Below are 16347 nucleotides of genomic sequence, written 5' to 3'. Positions count from 1 at the left end.
AACGAAGGATTGGACCCATGGATTTGACCGGCAAAAGGATCGCCATTCTCGCCACGAACGGGTTCGAGCAGGCCGAGTTGGAAGTACCGCAGGATCGCTTGAAGAAGGCTGGCGCAACGGTCGATGTCGTCTCGCTCGCCTCAGGCGAGATCAAGGGCTGGGACAAGAAGGATTGGGGGCCGCCGGTGAAGGTCGACAAGACGCTCGACGAGGCATCGGCCGCCGACTACGACGCGATCGTGTTGCCCGGCGGGCAGATCAATCCGGATCTTCTGCGGGGCGAGCCCAAGCCGCTGAAGTTCATCAAGGATATCTTCGATGCCAAGAAGATCGTCGCGGCCGTGTGTCACGCCCTCCCTTGAGGGCGCGATTGTGCGGCGATGCGCAATCGGCGCGCAACACGATCCAGTACCGAAGCATCCGAAATTGATATGAAGCCAAAAGCGAAACCAATTTCACGCAGGCGCGCAACTAACCACAAATTTGGTTACTCCCAATAATCATGATGACTCCATCATAAAATTCAAAAATATGTTGGGGACAACATGGGAGGTTGGAATGGAAGCTGCCCGCCGCTTTCGCGCAATGGCGTCCCTTTGCCGGCAGACTGCCGCGCTTCATCCTGAGAGAAGCTGGAAACTTCTCGCAGAGGCAGAGTACTGGGAGCATTTGGCGACTGAAGCTTTAGCTCACTGAGTTTCGCCGTAGCGATATTCACTTGGTTGGTCATTTCGTCGACTTCTTAGTTTAAATCATATTCAGAAGCAGCGATCTCCAGCACTGGTCAGGCGCTGTCCTGCGCGAACGTCTGCAAGCGATGGCTCCCGGCAAAACGGCCCACGAAATGATTGGCGCGACAGTGTAACTGACCAAGTCGCCCCGGACCGGTATGGCTGGACCGGACATCAGCCACACGTCCAATCGGGCGGTCGGAAAGTAGCACCCGGACGCAAGCACAAGACCCCGGATCGGATAATCCTTCCGCACGCCGAGAGCGATAGCGACGAAGGCGCCCCAAGAATGGCCAAGCACCACAGGATCACGGATCCCGAGTTGATTGAGCGCCTTCACCAACAGAGCTGACTGAGCTGCTGCGGTCCATATTCGGAGCCGCGGCCGCTGGCGGTAGCCAAAGCCCGGGCGGTCGAAGCACACCACGCGATTGCTGCGAGCAAGAAGATCGACCAGGCCACTGATGGTGAAGTCCTGGATCATGGATCCATTGCCATGGAGCAGCACAATGCAGGGAGCCGCAGGATCACCCCGGTCGACATAGTGGACTGCTACGCCGTCGCACTCGAGGATCTTGCCTATTGGTGGATTCCTCCGCTTGGCCAGTTTGGAGAAGGCGACGGTACCAACGATGAGAAGCGCTAATAACAAGGCGGCGATGAGCAATACGGTTTCGGGGGTGGTCACTACTGAGCCTTGATGATCGAGGAGGCGGTACACGAGACCCGCAGTGCCGAGCAGATGAGGCAATCCATCAAGTAATTGGAAGTTGAAGCGCTCGTTCCTGCGTGCAATGGCGGAGGAATGATTAAAGTTCGCTCGCCCCGGAACGGTCGAACAATGTCCACGTTGCTCGCGTAGGATCGCACCTGTGACGGAGGGCATAGGGTCCGACCTCACCAACAACAATGATGGAGCAACTGATGGCCAATCCACGCCAGGAGGAAAAGTCAACCCAAAACCCTGAGGACACAATCCGCCGCGCCGCCGAGAGGACCGCGGAGCAGACCAGACGGATCGGCTTAGCTACCGCTGAGGCCGGCGAGGAGGTCGCCCAGGCCAGCAGCTATATGCTGCGACAAAATGCCGAGATGCTGCAAAACACGTGGCGCTTCGGCGTCGACACGGCCACCGCGATGATGGGCCGCTCGACTGATCAACTTGGTCGCACGTTCGGTTTGACGGGCAATGAAGCGCAGCGGGCAACGGAACGCTGGGTCCGCGACGCCGAAGCAATCATGTACTCTACGACCGCAGTCGCCAAAGGAATGAATGGCGTGTCACGCGAGTACTTCGATTTCGTTCGACAGCAGATCGAAAGGACGATGGACCGCATGAATGAACTCTGGCGCTGCCGAACTCCTCATGATTTGTCTGCCGTGCAGACTGATCTGATGCGCGACACGATCAGGAGCGCCTTGGATACCAGCCGCCGGATGGCGGACGTGTCTCTGAAGGTGGCTGACGATGCCGGAAACCATATAACCCAGAGTATCGAACGCATGCGGCAGGCTGCCGAGCGAGCGCCGGCATAAGCAGGGCGCAATGCGCGGCTGAACCTCAAAATCGCGCCCGTGCGGTACGGCAAGCCTCACAAGGGACGTTAGCCGGGTCGTCCGTATTTCTTCTTAGGCGACGGACAGGCTTTTCCGTGCTGATGGAACGTGTCTGAGACCGCATCTTGCCTTCGGCGTTTTCGCAACGGCGCTCGCCTTTCTGCGTGATGTGGTCCGGGAGGCCCCATTGCCGTCGTTGCTCGTCGCCTTCATGCTTGGCTGCCTGATGGCGCGTCGTTAGCTGAAAGATCGCGGTCGAGCGCAAGAACATCGAGCAGGGGCGAAGAGCCTCCTGAAAGCAGCGTGCCCAGCAGTTCCGCCGCGAGGAAGCTAAAGGTAATCCCGTTGCCGCCATAACCGAAAGCGGCAAGGATATTCCTGTAGCCAGGCACAGCGCCAATTAGCGGTAACCCGTCAGGGGTGGTATCGAACGCGCCGGACCAGTTGAAGGCCACCTCGGTGGATGCGCGGGGCCAAAGCGCCTTCAGGCGCTCCTTGAGCGCTTTTACCTTTGCCGGCGTCGCGGCAGCGCGAGCTTCAGGATCGATGATTGCATCATCGTCCTCGCCGCCAAAGATGGCGCGGCCATCCGGCGTGGTGCGCGCATAGTGATAATTGCGGGTCGCTTCCCAGATCAGCGCTTGCTCGGGCCACAGGGCGTTCGGCTGCCGTCGGGTCGCGATTGCCCAGCTAGAGGCCGGCTGGTGCGATGTGGAGCCCACGATACCCGGCATCACATAGCCGGTCGCGAGCACCACGTGGTGCGCTTCGATCGAAAGCCCGTTTTCAAGGCCGACGGTCACCGTTGACGCGCGCTGTCGTACGCCACCGCGTTGGCCTTCAGGAGGCGGGCGCCGCGCTGGAGAGAGATCTCAAGCAGGCCACGTGTGAGCTGCACCGGATCGGCGTCGGCTGCGTCCCTTGATAAAAGAGCGCCCGCCCGCGCGATGCCGAAGCGGCTCAGCAGCTCGGCATGATCGAGAAACACAGAGGGCAAATCCGCTCGGCGTCTCAGCGCAAATTCGTCCTTGATGAGCGTTGGACTGTCATCAACGGTGAGGTAGAGCGAAAGACGTGGTCGCATCTGGCACGCAAGTCCGTGATCGGTGACCAGGGCAAGTAAGCCCCTCGCGGCATGGTGGCTGGCCCGATAGCAATGGACGGCTTTCTCGAAGTTATAGAGCTGCGAAAGTTCAGAAAGGGGGCGGTCGATTTCCCATAGCAGCATCGCGGTGCTCGCAACTGTGCTGCCGAGCTGGGAAGTTCGCGGTCGATGATGACTACCTGACGGCCTTGCCGCGTCAGGCGTTCGGCGACGAGAGCGCCCGTTATGCCGGCGCCGATGACTAGAACATCGCAACGAAAGCTGTCGGCGATAGGCTCGATCGGTGGGGGAGGCAAGGCCGCCCAAGGGGTGCGGGAGCTGCGCAGATCATCTTGCTCGATGTCTTCGTCCTTGAAGATGGAACTCTCCCGAGAGCATAGAGACAGTTTCGCTAGACCTTCATGGGTCGCAAGGCAGACACGGCTGGTGCATTGATCGGTTGTCCGTTTGGCGCAAAGATCGAGCCGTGGCATGGACAGTCCCAGCAGGTCTCGAAGCTGTTCCAGTGCAGATGACAACCAATATGCGCGCAGCTTGCCGAATGAAGGTGCAGTTCGCCGGCGATGTCCCTGTAGGCGGCAATCTTTTCGAAGCCCCGCCGTAGGATGGCGCCTTCACCCGGCCCAATCTTCTCAAGGGAGGCGATTTCACCCGGTGCCACATACTCGGCAAGGTTTTGTAGGATGGTCAGGTTCTCGCGCAGGAAATTCCTGGCGGCCGCAAGTGGCGTGCGGCCAGGCGCATATACAGCACTCCAGGGGTTGTGCTCGCCGAGAATGAGGGATGTGTTCAGCATCGCGCCCATCACGCCATGGGTCAGCCCTTGGCCCGAATCCCCCATCGCGAGGTAGATGCGTTCGCTGCCAGGCTCGCGGCCGATGAAGCCGGCATAGTCGCTGGTATCGAGAACCTGGCCGGACCACCGGTGCGTGATCCTGCCAAGGCCCGGGATCAATTCGCGCGCCCAGCTCTCCAATTTGGCAAAGCGCTTCTCGGCGTCATTTGCTTCGCCGCTCTTGTGGTCTTCGCCGCCGATAAGGACGACGTCATGATCGTCGGAACCTGGTTGCAGCCGCACATAGTGATAGGGATCCTCGGTATCCCAATAGAGTGCGTCGGGGAGTTCGCCCCGTGCAATCGCGAAAGCGAGCACGTAAGTGCGGTAGGGAGCGACTTTGGAATGCAGTTGTAGCGGTCGGCAATTGAGGCGTTGGTCGCGATCACGGCGTTACCGGCCGTAATCTGCCCTTGTGCGGTTCGGAGCGTAACCGCGCCATCCCCTTGCGCAACCTCTTCGACCGGACTGTTAGCGAAGAAGCGGACGCCGCGGCTCTGGCAAACCGCGGCCACGCCGGCGAGATATTTGAGGGGGTGGAAGGTCGCCTGGCGCGGATACCGAAGCACATGACGGTTCTCACACCCCTTGAGTGGAACGCCGACCAGCCGATGGACGGGCGCGCCGACTTCGCGCACCGCTTCCAGCTCCTCATCGAGCACATCGGCCGGCATGCCGTGGCCCTGAAAGAGATACCCATCGAGACGCCGAAAGTCACAGGCGATCGTTTCGCTCGCCTGGATTTCCTCGATACGATCGACGGCCGCCGCCTGACTTTCGTAGAACAGCTTTGCGATTTCCGGGCCGCGCAGCTTCCTGAATTCACTCATCATATCATCGCAAAGCGGCGCAAGATGCGCCGAGGTGCGCGCCGTCATGCCGCTCGCGATGCCCCTACGGTCGATGACAATCACCGACTGATCACGCTTGGAGAGCTCGTAAGCGGTCGACAGACCGGCAATCCCCGAACCGACAACGGCTACATCGCAACGCACATCACCTTCGAGCGCACGCCTCCGGCAATATCTCGGTATCCATCCAGAGCGAGGTGCTGACCATGCAAAACTCCGCAAAAAAGCAAAACACGGGCTTGATGCTAGAGTTCCTTTTTGCCACGCGGCAGGACGCCGCAACTTCGTTCCGCGCGTAATCCGTCAATCCCGAAGACACGACGGGTGGTCCTTGGGTGGCCCGTTGGGCGGAGGAACAAGGTTCGCAAGCGCGCGTTCCCAAGCTTTAAGAACGAGGAGCGAAGCCGTGGGATTCTTCACAAAAGACATCAAGACAATGAATGACCTTCTCCTGCACGGCCTGCAGGATATCTATTACGCCGAGCAGCAGATCATAAAGGCGCTGCCGAAAATGATCGAGAAGGCGACCAACCGCGATCTCGCGGCGGGCCTCAAGAACCATCTGGAAGAGACCAACAAGCAGATCGAGCGCCTCGAAAAGGCTTTTGAGAAGCTAGGCAAGGGGCCGAGCGGCACGCAATGTCCCGCGATCGACGGTCTGATCAAGGAAGCGAACGAGACGGCTGGCGAGATCGGAGACAAGACGGTGCTTGACGCGGCGATCGTCGCGAATGCGCAGGCCGTCGAGCATTACGAGATATGCCGTTACGGTACGCTGATTGCCTGGGCGGAAGAACTTGGCCACGACGATATCGTGCGCTTTTTGATCACAAATCTGAACGAAGAGAAGGCGGCGAATACCAAGCTCAATACTGTCGCCCTGCGCAAGGGCGTGAACAAGAAAGCGTCCCCCGCCGCGTGATGTCAGCAGGGGCCTGACGGAAGCGATTTAGTCGGGCCCGTCCCCGTTGTCGGTGCGAAATGCGTGATCGACTGTTGCGATGACCGATCTGATCAAATTGCCGAGTTGGGCCGACGACGATAATATCTTCGCCGTGGTCGAAACGCCGCGGGGCAGCTCGTGCAAACTTGATTTCGATCCCAAGCTTGGCGTTTTTATCCTGGCGAAGCCGCTGATGGCAGGTCTGACCTATCCCTACGACTGGGGCTTCATTCCCTCGACGAAAGCCGACGACGGCGATCCGCTGGATGTGCTGATCCTGCATGACGCGCAGACATACCCCGGTGTCGTGCTGCGCTGCCGTCCAGCTGGCATTCTTGAGGTCGAACAGAAAAGCAAGGGCAAGAAGGAACGAAACGACCGGGTGTTTGCGGTGCCTGACCGATCACCGCTCGAAGCGGATATCAAGGACGTCCGCAAGCTGCCTTCCCGTGCGCGCGACGACCTTGAACAATTCTTTCGGGCGACCAATGCGCTTGAGAACAAGGAGCTGAAATTTCTCGGATGGCATGGTCCAGGCCGTGCGGCCAAGGCCATCCGGCGCCTAGCCCGCTAGAGGCGTAGGCTTGCTGAACGCACTGATGCTGGCTGCAATCAGGGCTCGTCCGAATCCTTTGCGTGCTTCTTCTTTCGAAGCGCCGAGCGCCGCAGCGCCCCTCTCATAGTCCGCAGCCTGCGCCTCGATCTTCGCGGCCGCATCTCGATCATTAATGGATGCGGCCAAATCGTCGACCTCGCGCGGCCTCCCCAAGCAAGCGGATATGTTCATCCGGCATTTCAGCCCAACATGCAGGCCGGCGACTTGTTCAGGTCTCGGAAAGATGATGTCCGCCGATTTGCCGCCAAGCTCCAGTTGTAGCTATGACCCTGAGCGGGCAGGGGACTGGGATGAATTTCCAGGTCACGGTGCTGAGGATCGTGGTCAGCTACCGGATGGATTTGCGTGACCGGGACGTCGAGCGCGACATGGGCGATTCTGTCGACGAGCGGCCGGGACTGGGCCGACTGCATCAAGCGGCTGCCGGCGCGCGTGCCGGACCTCGACATCTTTTCGCAAGGTCTCGTCGGGAGGCTCGATGGCGGCTGACGTATCACCGAGAAAGGCCGCGTCGTTTACAAGATCGTGGAGGCGCGGCCGGCTGCTGTACCGGATGCCGAGCCCTGCCTGATTACGATATGGAGCTTCGGGTAACCGGGGCCAAGCTAGCGCCCACATTTTACGGCTTGGTCGGCTGATCAGGTGTTATTTCGCTGCCCGTGCTCTCACCGATGGCCTGCTCCACTGCGGATGCAAGCACCGCAAGGTGTTCAGCCAATCTGGCGAACAGTTCGCGCTTTTTCGGGTCCGTCGCCAAGTCGCGAATAAGGGCGCACTCCGCGGCGTCTCGCTGTAGCTTCTCCAGCTGGGCCTGCATGTCTTTCATCTGCGGCCTCAATGTTCCAGTGCAGGAACATTACAAATACTTGTTCCGGGTCACAAGTGAACACAGCGATGTCGACGTCTGGGACTAGTCTCTAATTGCATGGCGCTTTCCACACGGCGCCGGCCCGTCGGACCGCCTGGCCCGCACTTGTCCCCTCGAGCCGCAAGGGGCCGGGCTGGCCCCTTGGGGCTTTGCGCAGCGTCAAAGCGATATCCTGCCGTGTCGGATAGACTGGACGCGTATTCGAACAACCTGTTGTCAGGCTGCCGAGGTTATGAGGCCCGGGCTCTTAGGCACACCGGGCCTCGCCTTAACTGCCTATCCGCGCGCGGCAATATCTGGCTGCGTGTTGATCTCGCAGAACATGTGCGACAGGAGGCTTACGTGTCCGCCGAAAATTACGTCGATGATCTCAGAGCGACCGTGCGCTATGCTCTAGAGACGACCCGTGCAATCGCGGTTTGCCCCTTCCACTCTGAAGTGACCATCCGCATAGGGGATGATGCGGCCGAGAGCCATGCTTTCGAGCGCGCCAAGAGGATTGTCAAAAGTGACGGCACGAACTGGGAGCCGAAGGCCCTTATGGGAGAAATTGGTCGGCAGCTAAGTGAAGCCGCTGATGGTGAATGTCCTCTCTGCGCGTAGTAGTGGCTTGAACGGGCAAACACACTGCGCGTTCGATAACGCCTTCCTCAAGAAGCGAGGTCGAGCGGCAAATCCGCGGACTTGGACGGCGAGATGACTGACCATCGACATCGGATCGCGCGCCAGAAAGTTACTTGGCGTCGCTGGTGATCCCATTCCGTCCGTGGAAGTCGAGGGATTATTTTGAGCATTTCGTTGTGGAAGCGTGTTTGCTGCCCATGCCGGGAAATGGCACGCCAAATTGTGGGAAATTGCTGCCAGCCGCCCTTGCTGATCACCTTCGCGGTGCCGGCCATGGCGCTGGCCGGCTTGAGGAATAAACCCGCTTTGGCTTGAGTGTCCTTGAATTTCCCCTGATCAAATGCATCATTTGCAGCGTGGCCGGAGACGTAAATTGGGCAGACGAGAGCTCCGGACGTTCGTGGGCGCCGCCATTGCCGGCGGATATCTGCTCGCTGGCGCCTATGCGTTTGCCCAGGAAGACAAGAAGACTGACGACGACAAGCCCGCCGATCCGGACACCGGCGAGAGCGCCGTCGAAGAGAAAACACTCGGTTTGCTTTCGAATCCTTTTCAGAAATACGGCGTCAAGTTCGCGGCGACCTATATCGGTGAAGTTCTAGGCAATACATCCGGCGGTCTGAAGCAGGGCGCCATATACGAAGGACGGCTGGAACATTGCGGTCGATCTCGATCTGCAAAAGCTTGCCGGCATCGACAAGCTCACCTTCCACGCCAACATGTTCCAGATCCATGGCGATGGACAGGCGAAGCGGTGGACGAAATCCGTGGGGAGGCCAGCTGGCGTTCGACCGGCATGACTGCTTCACCGGCGGATGGTGTTGACCTGCAATATCCTGCTCCTCCACGAGACGAGAAGGCCGCGCCCGTTCGGAGCGCGGCCTGACGGGGGCTTCAAGGGACGGCCCCGTATCACCAGTGGTGATGATGCCAGTGATGCCGCACGACCGGATAGGCGCCGCGGTAATAGGCGTAGGCGGGCCGGACCACGCGACGGTACCGATAGCCATAGGACACCGGCGCGGTGTAGTAGGTCGTGGCGTAGCCGCCGCCCCAGCGGTAGGGCGCATCGTACCCATAGTCATAGGCGTAGGGTCCGCCATAGTATCCGGCGCCGTAGTAGCCCGGGTAGTAGCCCGGCCCCCAGGCATACGCCGAGGAGGCAAGCCCGCCGATCACCGCGCCGGCGATCAGGCCGCCGGCTATACCCGGTCCCCAGCCACCTCGCCAATGAGCCTCGGCGGGCGACGTCGCCGCGATCGAGCCGAGACCGAGAGCGCCGACCGTCGCCGCCACCATTGCAATCTTCTTCATCGGATTCCTCCTCTCCACGTTTCTGGCCCGGCCAGACAACGGGAAAAATAGGCAATGGTTGCTGGTTGCCCCGGTGCCGAGGGGCAATGGTGCTCGGCGCCGGGACGTCGTCACTTGAGAGTTTCGAGCTTGGAACACAAACATTTCGACCGAAGACCGGTTCAATCCGCGTGCGGTGCGGCGACTTTTCGGAGCTTGCCGAGCTGGACTTCGAGTGTAGACTTGGCCAGATATTGGGGCGCTTAACACTGTTGATTTCGGCGCCCCCGCGATTGCGCTACGATTATTTCTCCTTTTGGGGCCTCCCATGTTCTATCCGGCAACGACCGCGCTTCTGCGCGCCGTTCTCGACGAAGTCTGCGCAGACGTCTCGCGCTATGAGACCGGCGCACGCAGCTTCGTGGCATCCAGGATTCTGGAAGCCGCCACGAACGGCGACACTTCGCGCGAGAGACTAAAGCAGGTCGGCTGCGAGGCTCTCCACGACGCACCGACGATGTGGCGGTAGCGGAAGGGAGCCGGGGCGTGAACTTCCAGGTCACCGTGCTCAAGATCCTCGTGAGCTATCCCGATGGATTCGCAGTCATGGCGGACCTCAAGCGCGACATGGCGATCCTTGCGACGAGCGGACGTGACTGGGTAGAGCGCACCAAGCGCCTGGCCGCGCGCGTGCCGGATCTGGATATCTTCTCGCAAGGACTGGTCGAGCGACTGAACGGTGGCTGGCGCATAACCGAGAAGGGCCGGGTAGTGCTGGAATTCATGGAAGCGCGGCCTCGCGAACTGGAGCCCACAAGCGAAGGCCTCGGAGCCGAACCTTCATCTCTAGCCCCCGCGCCCCGACCTCACGCCTCCACAACGTCCGGCCGAAGCAACCGACTGCAACGCCGCCGAGCCGCCCGCGAGCGGGCGCGAGGGAGGGCCTCCTGACTCCTCCTCGCGGATCTCCGCCGGTATTTCGAGGCTTCGGGAAAAACTAGAAACTTTCCGAACCCTCTTGAGTTGCCTGCGATTGGTGCGGTCGCCGGAGGTGAAGATGGTCGACGAAGTCGCCTTGATGAGGGCCGCGGAGACCGCCTGGACGGTGTACCGGGCGAGGCACCCCGACGTCGATGCACAGGACAGCCGTCGCTGCCTGCTCGAGCGCCACCTGCAAAGGAGAGGGGATGAGCGAGAGAGCGATGCCGAAGAACTCGCCAGCTTCGGGATAGCCTACCTGCACCGGCTTCCCGAAGACGAATGTTGACGGGGATGAAAATGCTCGCCGCACGCGTGGCTCGCGGAAGCACAAGGCCGAGTTGGACAATGCTCGCGATTTCATCCCTCATTTCCGCGACTATCGTGACGGTCCTGCGGTTCGTGCTCGGGGCCTAGCCGATGCGGATTGCCCAGCTTGCTCCGTTGGCCGAGAGCGTTCCTCCAAAGCTGTATGGTGGCACGGAGCGGGTGATCGCCTGGCTGATGGACGAACTGGTCGAGCTCGGACACGACGTCACCCTGTTCGCGAGCGGAGATTCGAAGACGAAGGGAAAGCTCCACCCGGTGTGGCCGCGCGCACTGCGCCTGGGCCGGAGGGGCGCGGACCCGAGCGCCGCCTGCGCGTTGCTGATAGAAGCCATTGCCGAGCGCGCGAGCGACTTCGACGTGATCCACTCCCACGTCGACTGGTTGCCACTTCCTGTGCTCAGCCGGACCGGGGTGCCTTTCCTCACGACGATGCACGGCCGCCTCGACCTTCCCGGTCTATCGAAGGTGATCGGGGCCTTTCCGAACGCGGGCTTCGTCTCGATTTCCGACAACCAGCGTCGGCCGCTTCCGGATGCGAACTGGATCGCAACGATCCAGCACGGCATGCCCAAGGACCTGTTTCGGCCCTCTTACGACCATGGTTCGTACCTGGCTTTTCTCGGGCGGCTGACGGCAGACAAGGGACCGGAAGCCGCCATACGTATCGCGCGGGCCGCGCGGATGCCGCTGCGGGTCGCCGCCAAGATTCCTCGCGCGGAGACGGCCTACTTCAAGAAGAAGCTCGAACCGAACATCGATGGTGAAGAGATCCGGCTCGTCGGCGAGGTGGACGAAATCAGGAAGCAGCCCTTCCTCGCCGGGGCCGCCGCGTTGCTGTTTCCGATCAATTGGCCGGAGCCCTTCGGGCTCGTCATGATCGAAGCGATGGCGTGTGGGACGCCTGTGATCGCTTACCGGTGGGGCTCGGTGCCCGAAGTGGTGGAAGACGGCGTGACCGGCTTTATCGTCGACAACGAGGAGCAGGCGATCGCGGCGGTGAACGAACTGGGCCGGCTGGACAGAAGAGCAGTCCGGGCCCGGTTCGAGGAGCGCTTCGCCGCGAGCCGGATGGCGAGGGAGTACGAGATCCGATATCGCGAGTTGGTCGATCGCGGAGTCCGCGCAGCCGAGAGTGTTCAGATACCTGGAGGAGACGAAGGATTCGCGAAAGGGGCAGCACAGTCTTCCCGACCTGTCGGAACGGCTTCGGACTCTGGTCGTTGAGTTGGCGATCGAGGACACATGAAAACCATTATTTACGCAACGGCAGCTTTCGTTCTGCTCGCAACGACGGCGGCTCTTGCGGATGAGGCGCCTCCTCCGCAGCCGCAGGTCCAGCCGGCAAGCGATTCCACGAAGGAAGCGGAAGTCTGTTCGAAGCAGGTTTGGCCGCATTTCTCGGAAGCCTGCCTCCGCTCCGACGGTAAGCGCATTCCCGTCCGGCTTGTTACCACCGAACGTCGGTAGCGCACCGGCGTCCGCAGCGCGGATCGAATCCTTCGCGAGAGCACCCGTTCTGAACAAGAGTCAATTCAGGAACAAGTGGCAGCCCCGGGCGTTGGCGCCGGCATCTGTACGGATGTTGGCTCACGTTGGAGGAGATAATCGATGAAAAGCTTTCTTGCCGTCGCTCTGCTTGGCACTGCTGTGATCGGCGGCGCTGCGTACGCGCAAACCACTCAGCCGGCCGATCGCGCCGCGCCGGCGGCCACCCACTCGGCCGATGCGAAGATCGCGCTCAAGGGAAATTGGCGCGCCTCGAAGCTCATGGGCCTGAACGTCTACAACGAGGCCAACGAGAAGCTCGGCGACATCAACGAGCTGCTCGTCGACAAGAGCGGTAAGATCAACGCGGTGGTGATCGGCATCGGCGGTTTTTTGGGGATGGGTGAGCACGACATCGCCGTCTCGATGGACAAGCTGAAGTTCGTCGAAGAGCCGGTCCGGACCAGTTCGAGCAGCACCTCGACCACGTCGCGCGACACCACCACCGGCGCCGCAGCGACAACCACCACGAACCGCAGCACGAACGATTGGGTCCCTGACCACGCCGTCATGAGTGGCAACAAGGAGCAATTGAAGGCGCTCCCGCAGTTCAAATACTCAGATTACAACTAAATGGGACGAGAGTTCGGAGATGAGGGCCCCATCACGGGGCCCTTTTTGTCCGCCGTGAGCCACCGACGGTTGTCGGGAAAAAAAGACCCGCCCGGATCATCGGGCGGGTCGTCGTTCAGTGCATGTGAATTAAGAAATAGCCGAGGCCGCCAATAACGAGGACGGCAGGAACGGCCCACAAAATGAGTACGGGCATTTCCTCCAATTGCTGTCCGAACGCTTCCGAGTGGCCGCCTGAAGCCCGCGATATTTACTGTTCGGTGCACACCTTGGTGGTCTTCACCGCGGATTCGGCCTCGACCTTGGTCTTGTAGACGCCGTTGCCCACCACCGTCGTGGTCGTAGTGGTCGGCTTGGTGTCGACGACAGTGCACTTCTTTGTGGTCGCGTCGCGCACGATGTAGAACTCGGCGGCGCTGGCGGCCTGCGTGCCGAGGGCGAAAGCGGCAAGCGCGCCGCACACAATCAGCTTCTTCATGGTGTGTCCTCCTCAAATGATTCGTAAGTAGTCACTGCCAACGGCGTGGTTTGACTGAAGTTCCGTTTGTTCGCGGCTGCAGCGCCCCAGCGCCATTTCGGCACAACCGCGATCTTGGGTCTACCGGAAGAAATTCACCTCCCGCCGCCACGAGAGCTGCCGGGTTTTCCCGAAAAGGAACCGCGTGCCGCATCGGAGGTTGATCGACATCCGCATTTAGGAGGTTCAGATGGACAAGCGTTTAATCTTGGCTACGACGGCTGCTGTCGCGATCGCGACTTCGGCTCTTGCGCAATCTTCTCCGAGCACGTTGAACTCCAATCCGTCAACTACGCAGCGTCACCCGGATTCCACCTCGACGACGCCGTCCTCTTCAACACCTTCGGGATCCGCGCAGACCAATCCTTCGACCAATTCGGCCCAGACGCAGTCTCCGTCATCGACCGGCCAGAGCGCTGCAGGCCAAACGACCAATTCCGGTACGGGCACCAACACCACGCAGGCGCCCAGCTCGAACAACTCAACCAATCAGGCGCAGACCAGCCAGCCCTCCAACCAGACCAATGCGCCTTCGGACCAGACGCAGACCAACCCGCGTACGGACAACCGGGCGCAGAGCGCGAACCCGCCAGCTTCGGGCGCCAGTCAGGCGCAATCTCCGACGGGTAGCAACTCGACGAACACGGCCCAGCAGCCGAGCACCCAGCAGAATACGGCCGATCGCTCGTCGAACACGAACGTGAATGCCTCGGTGAACATCAATGATCAGCAGCGGACGCGGATCAGCACTTCGATTTCGCACCTCAACGTGCAGCCCCTCAACAACGTGAATTTCTCGTTGTCCGTGGGCACTGCCGTGCCGCGGGATGTCCGTCTGCAGCCGCTGCCGGCGGAGGTCGTCGAGACCGTGCCCCAGTATCGGGGCTACAACTTCGTCCTGGTGAAGGACGAGATCGTGATCGTGGAGCCCTCCAGCTACAAGATCGTTGCGGTCCTGCCGTACTCGGGCCGGTCCACGGCGGCTGCTCCAGCGCGCACCGAGCAGCGGAAGACCACGTTCGGCGATCGTGATCGCGAGGTGATCCGCAAGCACGTCAAGGCGCGTCCCGTCGAGCGCGAGCGGCAAACGACCGGCAGCACAGTGCGAACTGAGATCCGCCGGGGCGAGCGCCTACCGGACGGCGTGGAAATCGATGCCTTCCCCGACGAGGTCTATCGCGAGGCGCCGAGCCTGCGGGAGTACCGATACATTCACCGGGATAGCCGAACCTACATCGTCGACCCGCAGGAACGTCGCATCATCGAAGAGATCGACTGATCTCCCAAGGAAGGAGAACATTCATGAAGATCATTGCGCTGGGAATGCCCGCCGCCTCCCTTTTGGGATTGGCTGCGAGCGCCGTCCCGCTCAGCGCTTTCAGCTTCGGCAACCCGTAGCCGGTTACCAAGAAAGGGCCGCTCTCCGAGCGGCCCTTTCGATACGGTCGAAACATTGCGGTGATCGGATGTCCGCTCTTGCGAAGCTGCTGGAAAGAAAGAGCAATTGCTGGCGCGGCTTGAAGCCGGACCCGGCGCGAACGAGCGCCGCACTGGAACATCGAGGCCGCAGATGAAAGACATGCAGGCCCAACTGGAGAAGCTACAGCGAGACGCCGCTGAGTGCGCCCTTATTCGCGACTTGGCGACGGACCCCAAAAAGCGCGAACTGTTTGCCAAACTGGCTGAACAGCATCCGCAGTGGAGCAGGCTATCGGTGAGAGCACGGGCAGCGACGTCGCTCCTGATCTGCCGCCCAAGCCGTAAAAATGTGGACGCCAGTTTTTGGTCCGGTTGCTCCAAGCTTCATCTCGTAAACAGGTCGAGAGTGCCTACTTTTCCTGAATGCGTTCATTCGAGTTTTGCCTTCCCAGCAGAGGCGTGGCGGTCCCGAGCGGGCCGGACTGGCTTCATGAGGTAAAGCACGTACGACGGCTACCGTCTTCGCCTGGAGAGTGGGCGACCGGGTACGCCTGATCACGCGCGGCGGGTACAACTGGGCCAGTCGCTATCTTTGGATCGTGGAAGCCGCGCGCAAAATCCACCAGAAGCACTTCATCCTCGATGGCGAAACGGTCGTGCTCGGCGTCGATGGCAGCCCTGATTAATTGCAGTTCACCCCCGCAAGCATGACCACGAGGTACAGTCTGTGCCTTCGACATCCTTGCCGAAGGCGGCGACGATCTGCGGATGCTGCCGCTGCATCTCCGCAAGAGCAATCTGGAACGCCTACTTGCGCGGCGACAGGAAGGAAGCTTCGTCAATTCGTTCGAGCGAGGCGAGATCGGACCTCATCTCTTCCTCGCCGCATGCCGGATGGGGCTAGAGGGTTTGGTCTCCAAGCATCGCGAACGGCCTTACGTCGGCGGTCGATGTAAGTATTGGATCAAGGTCAAGAACAGGCTGCATCCCGCGATGGAGCGGCAGCTGTAGGGGGTAAGCCTATATCGTCGGCGCTGATGAGATCGATCTACTTGCATAGCTCACTGCTTAGCTTATGCTTGGTTCGAGGTTCCAGCAGAGCTGCCTCTTACTATGGCTAACCTGAGTTGCCGGCCGGTGTGCCGTCATCAAAATCCAATGGACAGCGTTGCCTTCGGCGAGCACGATTTCAGTGCCCGAACCAAAGACGCTTCGGATTGTCTTTCAGAAAGGTCAGTTGGAGACTGTTGTAGCTCCTGCCCTGCCGGGCTCAAAAGGAGGGCCGACATGACAACGTATTCATACCACCATCGACGATCCGTTCGCTGCCAACTACACCGTTGCTGAAGGCAACAACGCCTCGGGCCAGACCGCCGGGTACTACTACGACACCAACAGCGTCGGGCACGGCTTCCTTGCAGTGATGGCACTTACACCACCATCGATGATCCATTTGCCGACAACAGCCCCCTAACAGCACTTTTGCCTCCGGCATCAACGCGTCAGAACGCTGTCGGCAGGCGCGAAAGGAAACGTTCTTGATGGAGGAAGCGGAAACGACA

17 protein-coding genes and 4 pseudogenes are annotated in these 16347 nt (G+C 60.6%); 15 read left to right on the top strand and 6 right to left on the bottom strand.

The features are described 5' to 3' along the window. Window positions 1-17: 17 nt before the first annotated feature. Window positions 18-353: pseudogene (locus EI171_RS29485) on the top strand (DJ-1/PfpI family protein); the annotation flags it as partial. A 394-nt stretch (window positions 354-747) separates the two neighbouring features. Here the strand turns inward: EI171_RS29485 and EI171_RS29480 are convergent. Next, window positions 748-1617: an alpha/beta fold hydrolase gene (locus tag EI171_RS29480; RefSeq protein ID WP_246740283.1), complete on the bottom strand. Its 870-nt coding sequence runs from the start codon at window positions 1615-1617 to the stop codon at window positions 748-750. A gap of 38 nt (window positions 1618-1655) precedes the next feature. Between EI171_RS29480 and EI171_RS29475 the strand changes: the two genes are divergently transcribed. Further along, window positions 1656-2267 carry a phasin family protein gene (locus EI171_RS29475; RefSeq protein WP_161535408.1) on the top strand — a complete coding sequence of 204 codons (612 nt, stop codon included), beginning with the start codon at window positions 1656-1658 and terminating at the stop codon, window positions 2265-2267. A gap of 230 nt (window positions 2268-2497) precedes the next feature. Here EI171_RS29475 and EI171_RS29470 read toward each other — a convergent pair. Together EI171_RS29470 and EI171_RS29465 are read right to left on the bottom strand one after the other, a co-directional pair. After that, window positions 2498-3866: pseudogene (locus EI171_RS29470) on the bottom strand (NAD(P)/FAD-dependent oxidoreductase). Beyond that, window positions 3785-5287 (bottom strand): annotated as a pseudogene (locus EI171_RS29465) (FAD-dependent oxidoreductase). The pseudogenes EI171_RS29470 and EI171_RS29465 overlap by 82 nt, the downstream one beginning before the upstream one ends. Window positions 5288-5485: 198 nt before the next feature. On the opposite strand from EI171_RS29465, the gene EI171_RS29460 reads away from it, so the two are divergent. The 3 genes from EI171_RS29460 (at window position 5486) to EI171_RS29450 (ending at window position 7127) form a co-directional block, all read left to right on the top strand. Further along, window positions 5486-6001, top strand: coding sequence for a ferritin-like domain-containing protein (locus tag EI171_RS29460; protein ID WP_161537099.1), 516 nt, complete (start codon window positions 5486-5488; stop codon window positions 5999-6001). Between the two features lie 79 nt (window positions 6002-6080). After that, window positions 6081-6596: an inorganic diphosphatase gene (locus EI171_RS29455; protein WP_161535407.1), complete on the top strand. Its 516-nt coding sequence runs from the start codon at window positions 6081-6083 to the stop codon at window positions 6594-6596. 387 nt (window positions 6597-6983) lie between these two features. Next, a complete protein-coding gene (locus EI171_RS29450; protein WP_202633025.1) occupies window positions 6984-7127 on the top strand; it encodes a hypothetical protein in 144 nt (47 codons plus the stop codon). 130 nt (window positions 7128-7257) lie between these two features. On the opposite strand, the gene EI171_RS29445 is transcribed toward EI171_RS29450, so the two are convergent. Continuing rightward, a complete protein-coding gene (locus EI171_RS29445) occupies window positions 7258-7464 on the bottom strand; it encodes a hypothetical protein (RefSeq protein ID WP_161535406.1) in 207 nt (68 codons plus the stop codon). 384 nt (window positions 7465-7848) lie between these two features. On the opposite strand from EI171_RS29445, the gene EI171_RS29440 reads away from it, so the two are divergent. Further along, complete coding sequence (locus tag EI171_RS29440) at window positions 7849-8109, top strand: hypothetical protein (RefSeq protein WP_161535405.1); 261 nt, start codon at window positions 7849-7851, stop codon at window positions 8107-8109. 677 nt (window positions 8110-8786) lie between these two features. Then, entirely contained in the window at window positions 8787-8930 is a 144-nt protein-coding gene (locus EI171_RS46805; protein WP_371740547.1) for a carbohydrate porin, read from the top strand. A 112-nt stretch (window positions 8931-9042) separates the two neighbouring features. Here EI171_RS46805 and EI171_RS29430 read toward each other — a convergent pair whose 3' ends face one another. Beyond that, on the bottom strand, window positions 9043-9444 hold the full coding sequence (locus EI171_RS29430; RefSeq protein ID WP_246740282.1) for a hypothetical protein: 402 nt from the start codon (window positions 9442-9444) through the stop codon (window positions 9043-9045). 307 nt (window positions 9445-9751) lie between these two features. Between EI171_RS29430 and EI171_RS29425 the strand changes: the two genes are divergently transcribed. From EI171_RS29425 to EI171_RS29405, 5 genes are all read left to right on the top strand, one after another. Further along, window positions 9752-9952, top strand: coding sequence for a hypothetical protein (locus tag EI171_RS29425; protein ID WP_028175742.1), 201 nt, complete (start codon window positions 9752-9754; stop codon window positions 9950-9952). 17 nt (window positions 9953-9969) lie between these two features. After that, on the top strand, window positions 9970-10374 hold the full coding sequence (locus EI171_RS29420) for a hypothetical protein (protein WP_038967338.1): 405 nt from the start codon (window positions 9970-9972) through the stop codon (window positions 10372-10374). A gap of 106 nt (window positions 10375-10480) precedes the next feature. After that, window positions 10481-10690, top strand: coding sequence for a hypothetical protein (locus tag EI171_RS29415; protein WP_028175743.1), 210 nt, complete (start codon window positions 10481-10483; stop codon window positions 10688-10690). A gap of 131 nt (window positions 10691-10821) precedes the next feature. Next, window positions 10822-11955 carry a glycosyltransferase family 4 protein gene (locus EI171_RS29410; protein WP_011090372.1) on the top strand — a complete coding sequence of 378 codons (1134 nt, stop codon included), beginning with the start codon at window positions 10822-10824 and terminating at the stop codon, window positions 11953-11955. Between the two features lie 384 nt (window positions 11956-12339). Further along, the gene (locus tag EI171_RS29405) at window positions 12340-12849 is read left to right on the top strand and encodes a PRC-barrel domain-containing protein (protein WP_011090371.1); all 510 of its coding nucleotides are present in this window, start codon (window positions 12340-12342) and stop codon (window positions 12847-12849) included. A 250-nt stretch (window positions 12850-13099) separates the two neighbouring features. Here EI171_RS29405 and EI171_RS29400 read toward each other — a convergent pair whose 3' ends face one another. After that, entirely contained in the window at window positions 13100-13327 is a 228-nt protein-coding gene (locus tag EI171_RS29400) for a hypothetical protein (protein ID WP_011090370.1), read from the bottom strand. 229 nt (window positions 13328-13556) lie between these two features. Between EI171_RS29400 and EI171_RS29395 the strand changes: the two genes are divergently transcribed. From EI171_RS29395 to EI171_RS46795, 3 genes and pseudogenes are all read left to right on the top strand, one after another. Next, the gene (locus EI171_RS29395) at window positions 13557-14645 is read left to right on the top strand and encodes a DUF1236 domain-containing protein (protein ID WP_161535404.1); all 1089 of its coding nucleotides are present in this window, start codon (window positions 13557-13559) and stop codon (window positions 14643-14645) included. A gap of 673 nt (window positions 14646-15318) precedes the next feature. Further along, entirely contained in the window at window positions 15319-15471 is a 153-nt protein-coding gene (locus tag EI171_RS46800; protein ID WP_371740277.1) for a hypothetical protein, read from the top strand. Window positions 15472-15520: 49 nt separating this feature from the next. Continuing rightward, window positions 15521-15796, top strand: a pseudogene (locus tag EI171_RS46795) (DNA ligase); the annotation flags it as partial. Window positions 15797-16347 lie beyond the last annotated feature (551 nt).

Source organism: Bradyrhizobium sp. LCT2, from assembly GCF_009931255.1.
Classification (GTDB): Bacteria; Pseudomonadota; Alphaproteobacteria; order Rhizobiales; family Xanthobacteraceae; genus Bradyrhizobium; species Bradyrhizobium diazoefficiens.
This window is presented reverse-complemented; position numbering and strand designations above follow the sequence as displayed.